The organism is Actinomadura sp. 6K520 (assembly GCF_004349245.1).
Classification (GTDB): Bacteria; Actinomycetota; Actinomycetes; order Streptosporangiales; family Streptosporangiaceae; genus Spirillospora.
The window spans coordinates 19,711-28,854 of the sequence record NZ_SMLC01000093.1 but is presented as its reverse complement, the minus strand read 5'-3'; the positions used below and the strand labels follow the sequence as shown (position 1 = coordinate 28,854).

At 73.7% G+C, this 9,144-nt stretch carries 8 protein-coding genes; 2 read left to right on the top strand and 6 right to left on the bottom strand.

Translation table 11 applies throughout. The features are described 5' to 3' along the window. Positions 1 to 52: 52 nt before the first annotated feature. Positions 53 to 715 carry a response regulator transcription factor gene (locus tag E1289_RS23150; RefSeq protein WP_131983535.1) on the bottom strand — a complete coding sequence of 221 codons (663 nt, stop codon included), beginning with the start codon at positions 713 to 715 and terminating at the stop codon, positions 53 to 55. Beyond that, positions 703 to 1,890, bottom strand: coding sequence for a histidine kinase (locus tag E1289_RS23145; protein WP_131983533.1), 1,188 nt, complete (start codon positions 1,888 to 1,890; stop codon positions 703 to 705). The genes E1289_RS23150 and E1289_RS23145 overlap by 13 nt, the downstream gene beginning before the upstream one ends. 163 nt (positions 1,891 to 2,053) lie before the next feature. On the opposite strand from E1289_RS23145, the gene E1289_RS23140 reads away from it, so the two are divergent. After that, complete coding sequence (locus E1289_RS23140; protein WP_131983531.1) at positions 2,054 to 2,467, top strand: DUF6069 family protein; 414 nt, start codon at positions 2,054 to 2,056, stop codon at positions 2,465 to 2,467. Between the two features lie 44 nt (positions 2,468 to 2,511). Beyond that, positions 2,512 to 3,702 carry a serine hydrolase domain-containing protein gene (locus E1289_RS23135; protein ID WP_131983529.1) on the top strand — a complete coding sequence of 397 codons (1,191 nt, stop codon included), beginning with the start codon at positions 2,512 to 2,514 and terminating at the stop codon, positions 3,700 to 3,702. Between the two features lie 260 nt (positions 3,703 to 3,962). Here E1289_RS23135 and E1289_RS23130 read toward each other — a convergent pair whose 3' ends face one another. The 4 genes from E1289_RS23130 to E1289_RS23115 form a co-directional block, all read right to left on the bottom strand. Beyond that, positions 3,963 to 5,330, bottom strand: coding sequence for a tyrosine-type recombinase/integrase (locus E1289_RS23130; RefSeq protein WP_131983527.1), 1,368 nt, complete (start codon positions 5,328 to 5,330; stop codon positions 3,963 to 3,965). A 215-nt stretch (positions 5,331 to 5,545) separates the two neighbouring features. After that, complete coding sequence (locus E1289_RS23125; RefSeq protein ID WP_165970582.1) at positions 5,546 to 7,165, bottom strand: S8 family serine peptidase; 1,620 nt, start codon at positions 7,163 to 7,165, stop codon at positions 5,546 to 5,548. 242 nt (positions 7,166 to 7,407) lie between these two features. Continuing rightward, positions 7,408 to 8,346: a homocysteine S-methyltransferase family protein gene (locus E1289_RS23120; protein ID WP_131983523.1), complete on the bottom strand. Its 939-nt coding sequence runs from the start codon at positions 8,344 to 8,346 to the stop codon at positions 7,408 to 7,410. 128 nt (positions 8,347 to 8,474) lie between these two features. Beyond that, on the bottom strand, positions 8,475 to 9,110 hold the full coding sequence (locus E1289_RS23115) for a GNAT family N-acetyltransferase (protein ID WP_207929100.1): 636 nt from the start codon (positions 9,108 to 9,110) through the stop codon (positions 8,475 to 8,477). Positions 9,111 to 9,144: the final 34 nt, after the last annotated feature.

The window sequence follows — 9,144 nt, the reverse complement described above, 5'->3', positions numbered from 1 at the left end:
TGTATAAGAAACAGCCGTAGGGCCCCGCCCCGCAACCCCGTCCGCGGCGTCGCTAGAGGGCGCCGGCGTCGTGGGCCAGCAGGGCGATCTGGGTGCGGTTGTCCAGGTCGAGCTTGGTCAGGACGCTGGAGACGTGCGCCTTGACCGTGGCCACGCTCATGAACAGCTCCGCGGCGATCTCGGCGTTGGAACGTCCCCGCGCGATCGCCATGACCACCTCGTTCTCGCGGGGGCTGAGGCCGTCCAGCGCGGCGCGGGCCCGCAGGCCGGCGCCCGCCTCCACGGCCGCGCGGTCCATCAGGCGGCGGGTGATCCGCGGTGACAGGATCGGGTCGCCGGCCGCGACCTGCCGGACCGCCTGGACGATCTGGCCGGGCGGGGTGTCCTTGAGCAGGAAGCCGCTGGCGCCGGCGCGCAGGGCGTGCAGGATGTTCTCGTCGGTGTCGAACGTCGTCAGCACGATCACCTCGGGCGGGTCCGGCCGGGACCGCAGCCGGCGGGTCGCGGTGATGCCGTCGACCCGCGGCATCCGCAGGTCCATGAGGACGACGTCGGGGGCGTGCGCGTCGGCGGCCGCGGGGACCTCGTCGCCGTCGGCGGCCTCCGCGGCGACGGTGATGCCGCCGGTCCCGTCCAGCATCATCGACAGCCCGGCGCGGACGAGGGCGTCGTCGTCCACGATCAGCACGCGCAGCGGGCGGGTCACGCCGGCCATGGTAGCCACGCGCGCAGCCGGAACTCCCCGGCGGCGGTCTCGTGGTCCAGCCGGCCGCCGGCCAGCCGGACCCGCTCGGTGAGCCCGACCAGGCCGGTCCCGCTGCCCGGCGCGGCGGGCCCGGCGGCGGGGCCGGCGGGCAGCGCGTTGCGGATGTCGACCACCAGCCCGGTGCCGGGGCGGCCCGCCAGCACCACCCGGACCCGGTGGTCCGCCGCGTGCTTGCGGGCGTTGGTCAGCCCCTCCTGGACGACCCGGTAGGCGGCGCGGCCGACCGAGGCGGGCACGGCCGCGCCGCCGGCGGCGACCTCGTCGCGCAGCTCCACCGCCGCGCCGGCGTCGCGGGACTCGGCCACCAGCCGCGGCACGTCGTCCAGGACGGGCTGCGGGCGCCCCTCGTCGCCGGCCTCGTCGCCGGAGTCGTAGGTGCGCAGCAGCAGGATCACCTCCCGCAGCTCCTCCAGCGCCTGGTGCACCCCGGCGCGGACGACCCCGGCGGCCCGCGACAGCTTCTCCGGCGGGGCGTCCGGCCGGTACTCCAGCGCGCCCGCGTAGGTGGCCAGCAGCGACAGCCGGTGCGCCAGGACGTCGTGCATCTCCCGGGCGATCCGCGTCCGCTCCATCATGCGGGCCTCGGCGACCCGGCGGCCCTGCTCGGCCTCGGCGCGGCGGGCGCGCTCCGCCAGCGAGATCAGCAGCGCGCGGCGCGCCTGGGCGAGCGCGCCCCAGCCGATCAGCGCGCCGTAGCCGGCGGTGATCAGCAGCAGCCACCAGCCGAAGGAGATCCCCCCGGGCGGCCGCCACAACCCCTGCGCCACGTGCGCGGCGATCCCCGCCGCGCCGATGGCGGCGGCGACCCGGAACGGGCGCCGCTGCGCCACCTGCAGCACCGCGAGGGTCGCCGCCGGGGTCGCGGCCGGCGACACCGCCGCCAGCGCGGTGAGCGCCACCGCGACCGCGACCGGGCGCCACAGCAGCAGCGGCGACAGCAGCCACGCCGCGACACCGGCCGCGACGTCCAGGGCGAACCGCCCGCCCGCCGCGCCGGTCCCGTGCCGGGCCCAGAGCGTCACCGCGACCAGGGCCCCCACGACGGCGAACACCAGCACCGCACCGGCGCGGCGGCGCCGCCGCCAGGGGTCGGCGTCCGCCTCGAAGTAGGTCTCCTCGTCCATCGGGCAAAGGCTAGCCGCGCACGTCACGGCGCCGACACCGACCAAAGTCGGTGCCCGCCCCCGCCGCGGTCGGACCCGCTCTGGCCGCCCGCCCGATGCCGCGCAGGCACCGCGGCGGCGACGCTGGCGGAGCCGGACGAACCCCGAAACGAAGGAGACCGACATGACCGGAACCGACCTCGCACGCAGGGCCGTGACCGTCGCGGGCGGCGCCGTGGCCGCCCTCGCGCTGTGGACGCTGACCGGCCCGGTGGCCGGGCACGCCCCGTCCGCCGAGACCGGCGGGGAGATCCAGCAGGTCGGCGCCGCGGCCGTCGCGGCCGGGGCCCTGGTCGCCGGACTGGCCGCCTGGGCGCTGCTGGCGGTCCTGGAACGGACGGTCGGCCGGCCCGCGCGCGCCTGGACGATCGTCGCCGCCGCGGTCCTGGCCCTGTCGATGACCGGTCCGCTCGGCGGCGCCGCCGACCCCGCGAGCATGGCGGCCCTGGCCGGGATGCACCTGCTGGTCGCCGCGGTGCTCATCCCCGGCCTCGGCATGTCGGCCCGCGACCGGCGGCGCGAGGGCGCCGCCCGATGAGTTCCGCGCCGCCGCCCGGTCCATAGGGGGACGAGGAGGAGACGATGAACCTGTCAGGCAAGCGGCTCGGCCGGATGCGCGAGGTGCTCGGCGGGCACGTCGGCCGCGGCGGCGTGCCGGGAATGGTCGCCCTGGTCGCCCGGCGCGGCGACGTCCACACCGAGGTCCTGGGCACCGCCGAGGCCGGCGGCGGCCCGCCGATGCGCCGCGACACGATCTTCCGGATCGCGTCGGTCACCAAGCAGATCACCGCCGCGGCGGCGATGACGCTGGTGGAGGAGTGCCGGCTGCGGCTGGACGACCCCGTCGACGACCTGCTGCCCGAGCTCGCCGCGCCGCGGGTCCTGGCCCACCCCGGCGCGCCGCTGGACGACACCGTCCCCGCGCACCGCCCGATCACCGTGCGGGACCTGCTGACGTTCCGGCTCGGCACCGGCGCGGTCATGGCGCCGCCCGGCGCCACCCCCGTCCAGCGGGCGATGGACGAGGCCGGCGTCGCACCCGGGCCCGGCGGCCAGTCGCTCGAGCCCGGCGAATGGCTGGCGCGCCTCGGCGGGCTGCCGCTCGTCCACCAGCCGGGGGAGAAGTGGATGTACGACACCGGCGCCGACGTCCTCGGGATCCTCATCGCCCGCGCCGCCGGGCGGCCGCTGGCCGACGTGCTCGCCGAGCGGCTGTTCGAGCCGCTCGGCATGACCGACACCGGCTTCCGCGTCCCCGCCGGGAACCTGGACCGGCTGGCCGCCGCCTACCGGCCCGACCCCGCGACCGGGGCGCTCACCCCCGCCGACGACCGCGCCCGGTGGGCGGACCCGCCCGTGTTCCCGTCCGGTGCCGGCGGCCCGGGACTGGTCTCCACCGCCGACGACCTGCTCGCGTTCTGCACCATGATGCTGAACGGGGGCCGCCACGGCCGGGAGCGCGTCCTGTCGCGACCGTCGGTGGAACTGATGACCACCGACCAGCTCACCGCGGAGCAGAAGGCGGACAACCACCTCTTCTTCGGCGGCAACAGCGGCTGGGGCCTCGGCGTCGGCGTCGTCACCCGCCGCGACGGCCTGGCCGCCGTCCCCGGCCGCTTCGGCTGGGACGGCGGCACCGGCACCTCGGTCCACACCGACCCGGCCGAGGGACTCATCGGGATCCTGCTGACGCAGCGCGCCCTCACGTCCCCGGCGCCGCCGCCCTGGTTCCGCGACTTCTGGACCTGCGCCTACCAGGCCATCGACGACTGACGGCGGCCGGTGCCGCGGCCGTGCGGCCCACCGATCGGAGCCACATGGTGCGACCAGGCGCCACCCCCATCGAGCCGGTGACCATGCACCGGGTGACCACCGAGGCCCTGGAACTCGCGCGCACCTATCGAATGCGATCGCCGTCGCCGAGATCACGCTGGTGTCCCTGGCGCTCTTCGAAGGCCGGTCCGCCGTCGCCGAACTCACTTCGCCCAGGCCGCCATCCTGGTCCTTCACCGCCGACTTGCCGAAGGGGATGCCTAACCGGGCTGCTCGAAGACGGCCGCGGCCCGGTCCGCGTGCGCCGCGGCGCGCTTGCCCTGGTTGCGGCGTTCCCAGTAGCCGATGGTGGTGGCGGGGTTGACGTGGTCGGCGAACTCCTGCACTTCGGCGAGCGGTACCCCGTCGTCGAGCATGTGGGTGATGCGGGAGGCGCGCCACACGTGCGGGGTGAGGTCGCGGCCGGGCGGCACCCCGGCGGCGCGGCCGAGCCGGGTGCTGATCCGGTCGACGTCGTGGCGGTCGAGCCGGTCGCCCTTGGCGTCCAGCAGCAGCGGCCCGCCGGTCCGGTCACCGACGTGGCGGCGCAGCAGGTCGGCGCAGCGCGGCGGCAGCGGCATCCGGCGGCGCTTGCCGCCCTTGCGGGTCACGACGAGGTGTGCGCGGCCCCCGTCGTCGACCAGGTCGCCGACGTCGGCGGCGCACAGCTCGGTGACCCGCCCGGCCAGGCTGTACAGCAGCATCACCACCAGCAGGTCCAGCTCGCCGGACGCCGCAGCCGCGACCGCCCGGACCTGCTCGACCTCCAGCACCGGGGTGGACCCGGCGCCGCGGCCCGCCTCGATCCGCGGCCGGTCGTCCTGGGTGACCGGGTTGCGCGGCGGCGGGTCCAGCCGCCCGGCGGCGTAGGTGTGCAGCGACGACAGGCAGGCGACGTAGCGGCCGATGCTGCGCTTGGCGACCCCGGCGCGTTCCTGCCGCAGCCGCCACATCCGGACCTGGTCGCGGGTCAGGCACCCGACGAAGAAGGCTTCGTGGCCCACCTCCCGCGCCAGCGGCGCCCAGACACGCCGCAGGTCGTCCGCGTAGTTGCGCTTGGTGGCCGGGGAGGCGCGCCGGGTGCTGCTCAACCAGTCCAGCACCAGCGCGAAGGTCTGCGGCGTGCACGCCTCGGCCAGCAACTCGATCCGGCGCCGATGAACCGGACGCCCGCCGACCCGCCCGACCTGCACCTGCCCCAGATCAGCGTCCAATTGGCCCAGCGCATCGGCGGCCAGCCGCGTCGCCGGCCGCGCCGGCGGCCCCACGGCCGCCGCGGCCAGTTCGGCTTCCGTCCGCCGCTCGCCGGCGCCCGGCGGGGGAGGAGCCCCGCCCTGCGGCCCGCCGGGCGCCTCTTCGCCGGGGCCGTCCAGGGCATCGCCCTGCGCGACGTTGCTGGTTCCCGGAGCGGCCCCCGCCGCCCCGGAGGCGGGCAGGACGACCCCCTGGAGGAGCAGCGCCCCCGACGACGGAGCGCCGGTAGCGGAGGGCGACGCGGACCCCTGGTCCGCGTCGGGGACGGCGCGGTCGGCGGCGCCGTCCGTTCGGCCGCCCTCGGCCATGCGGGGCGCGGCGTCGTCCACGGTCATGTCTCCGTCCTCGAAACCCGTTTGCTCCCGGTGAGATTCTGCACCGTTCTGTCAGTCCAGATTCGTTGTCGAGTGTCAGTGTCCGGTTCAGCGCATAATGCGCAGACCTTTTCGCCGGAGGAGGCGGGGCGCGAGGGCGGCGCGCCCGACCCTATGATGACGTGCGCGAAGCGCGCCTACAGCCATCCGGCTCGGCCCCGACTGCGGGGCGGCTCCTAGAACTGCAGGGACCAGCCGGTGATCGTGCCCGCCGCGCCGCTCTTCTTGTCGTCCACCCGCAGTGTCCACTGGCCGTTGGGAGGAACGTCGGCGGCATTGACGGGGACATCGACGCGGACAACGTCGTCTCCCGTGTCCGAGCTCGGCGAGTGCAGGCGCCATGAGCGGCCGTTGGGCGCGAACAGGTCCACGTTGAGCTGGCCGCGCTTGCTGTGGTCGATGGAGAGGCTGACGCGCAGATAGGTGGTCATCGCCGACCCGGGGTCGTTTCGGTCGGTCACCGTGATGACCGAGCCTGCGCCGCCGACATCGGGCACCGGCACGTTCGTGCGATTGGCGTAGTACCCACCGAAGTGCAGGAGGTTGTTGGCGTTGACGTTGGGCTCTCCCGTCAAGACGTTCCTGGTCGCCTCGAACTTCACGCGCGGAACATTGGAAACGGCGAGGTTCCCGCGCGAGGCATGGTGAGCGGTGGCGCCCGCCACCTGGGGTGCGGCGAATGAGGTGCCCGACGTCGTGAGCGTGGCCGCCGCGCTGCCGGAGGAGGCGGTGGTGACGTTCTCAGCGACGGCGTACATGTCCACGCAGCTGCCGTAGTTGGAGTTGTACCAGCGCTGGTCGTTGGCATTCGAGGCCGCGACGGTGATGGCCTCGGGCACGCGGCCGGGCGACGCGCCGCATGCGTCCGTATTGTTGTTCCCCGCGCCGACGACGTAGGTGAACCCGGCCGCCATCGACTTCTTGATGGCGTTCTCGACCACGATGGCCCCTGCATTCACCGGACCGCCGAGGGACATGTTGACCACCGAGTTCGGCGCCCCGTTCCGGGTCACCCACTCGACGGCGGAGTAGATGTCGCCGGACCTGGCCAAGCCGTCACAGTCCGCGAAGACCTTCAGGCTCACGACCTTCGCCCCCCGCGCGACACCGTAGGTGTCGCCCACGGCCAGTGTGGCGACACCAGTGCCGTGGTTGTAGCAGTCTTTGTCGCTGCCGTACCACGTGCTGCCCGGGTCGTTGGCGAAGTCCGGTCCAGCGATCACTCGGCCAGCCAGGAGCGAGTGGTCGGCCCGCACGCCGGTGTCGATCACGTAGATGACCTGACCGCTGCCCGGAGGTTCGGTGGGGTTGTAGGAGACGTTGTACTTGCCGTCCAGTGGGCGGGCACGCTCGTCCATGCGGTCCAGGTGGTTCGGGGCGTTGTCCTGTCTGCCGAGGGGGTACACCCGGGAGTCCTGTGCCACCTCGACCACGCGGGGGTCTCGTGCGAGCTTGCGTGCTTGCTGCTCCGGCATCGACACCGCGAACCCGGTGCCCGTGGTCTCGAACACGTGTCCGCGCCTACCGCCGTGCTCCCGGCTGAGCTCATCGGCGACGCGGCGAACCTGTCCTGACGCGAGATCGGCGCGCAGCGTCACCAGGTACTCCCCGTGGACGCCGTTCGCTCCGGAGGAAAGGAACTTCCGGTCGCCGTTGTCTTCCGCCGCATAGGCTCCTTCCGCCGCCGCCATGGAAGCCACACCCGCGAGCGCCACACCGGCGCACAACAGCGCCGCGACACGTGATCGACGGCACTTGGGCAGGAGCGCATTGCTGTCTGTCAAGGGATTCTCCAAAAGTTGAGGCTGCGCCGCCTGTGCGGCGGGCGTGCCGGGCAGGCGGTCGCCGGGTGAACGAGGGCGACCGCGATCTTGTCCTTCACCGCACTGCCGCACGCCACGACTCCGCAGCGGGCAGCGGCCGGCCGTTGCCCGGCGGTCCTGAAGCGTCTCGAACGCCGCGGCCGGGAGTGCTGTCGGGGGGTGAGCAGGTGGGACGGGAGGGCGCCGGAAACGTGCGCGCGGGTGGCCGTGCGGGGTCAGTTCGGCGTGGCGAGTGCGGTGGCGATGAGCTGGATGTGCTCGTGGTCGGTGCCACAGCATCCGCCGACGACGGCGAGTGACGGGACACTGGTTCGCAGCCGGCGGTAGCGGTCGGCGAGGTCGGCGGGATCACCACGATCGAGCTCTGTGGCCTGGTCGAGTTCGGCGTGGCTCAGCGCCGATGCGTTGGCCCGGATGCCCCGGACACGCTGGATCCAGTCCCCGCCCTCGTCGAGGGTTCCTGCGAAGTGGGTGGGGTGGGCACAGTTGACCATGAAATACGCGGCGGCTCCGTCGGTTGCGGCGTCGGTCACGGAGATGGCCTCGCCCAGCTTCATCCCCGAGGGCAGCCGTCCGTCGGTCTCGACGGTGAAGGACACGACGACGGGCAGGCCGGCCTCGGTGGCGGCGCTGGCGACCCCGATGGCCTCCTCCACGTAGTTCATCGTGACGGCGGTCATCATGTCGGCTCCGGCGGCGGCGAACGCCCGGGCCTGCATGCGGTGGTAACCGGTCGCCTCCAGGATCGACATGGTGGCCCCGACGACGTATCCGTCACCGCGCGGGCCGACGGCGCCGCTGACGACCGACCGGGCCGCTCGACCGGTGAGGAGGGCGGCGACGAGGCGCACGGCCCGCCGGTTGACCGATTCGAGACGGGCGGGGTCGTAGCCGAGCTGGGCTCCCCAGTCCAGCGACGCCCGCCAGGTCGGGGTGTCCAGCACGATGCCGAGACCCCGGCTTTCGGCGAGGTCGATGTACGGCTGGTAGTAGCGGTTCAGGACAGCACGGCCGTCCTCGGTCTCGACGAGGGGGAAGGCCGCGAAATGCGGCAGGTCGATACCGTCGAGGAACAGCAGCGTGGTCTCCAGTCCCCCATCGGCGATCCACAGCCCGCCGTCGAGCTGCGGCAGCGGGGCAGGTCGAGCAGTCATGTCGGTCTCCTTCGTAGTCTTGAGAGCGCCTTCGGATTCAGGTGTCCCTACCGGGCGACGCCCAGCCCAGCCCAAACCGAGCCGTGGTCGGGTTCGGGTTCGGGTTCGACGCCACGTCGGGCCACCGGTCAGGGCCCGTCCGAAGACGCACCGCGGCGCGTGACCGGCTTGACCATCCGCACGAGGGGGACGATCGCGCCGCCGGATGCGTGGTCCACCCGTTCTACGGGGGCGAATCCGTAGCTTGTGTAGAGCGGCTGCCCGGCCATCGTGGCCATGAGCTCGAGTCGCTGGAATCCCGCCGCAGCCGCGGCTGCCTCGCACAGCGACAGCACCACCCGTCCCACGCCGCGGCGGGCGAAGCGCGGATGGGTGTACATCGCCCGGATCCGCGCCGCATCGACAGCCGGGTCCAGCATGGAGTCGTTGCGCCCGGCAATCTCATCGCCGCCGTACAACGTCGCTCGTCGGCTCCAGCCACCGCACCCGGCGAGCCGGCCCTCGTGGTGGACGACGAAGTACGTCCCATCCTGGATGAGCTGGGTGTCGACCCCCATGATCGCTCGGCTTGCGGCGATCTGGTCAGGCTGGAGGTAATCCCGCTGGAGTTGATCGATCGCGGCTCCGGCGAGTTCCTCCAGGGCGGGACGGTCGGCGAGCACGGCGAGCCGGTGCGCGAACATCACAGCGCCGGGCCGTGCGGTGCGGGCTTCGCGGAAACGTTGCGGACGTGCATGTGTGTCGACTCCCGCCTGCGCCGGCATCTCGGTGATACCTATGTGTTGCTGTAGTGAAACA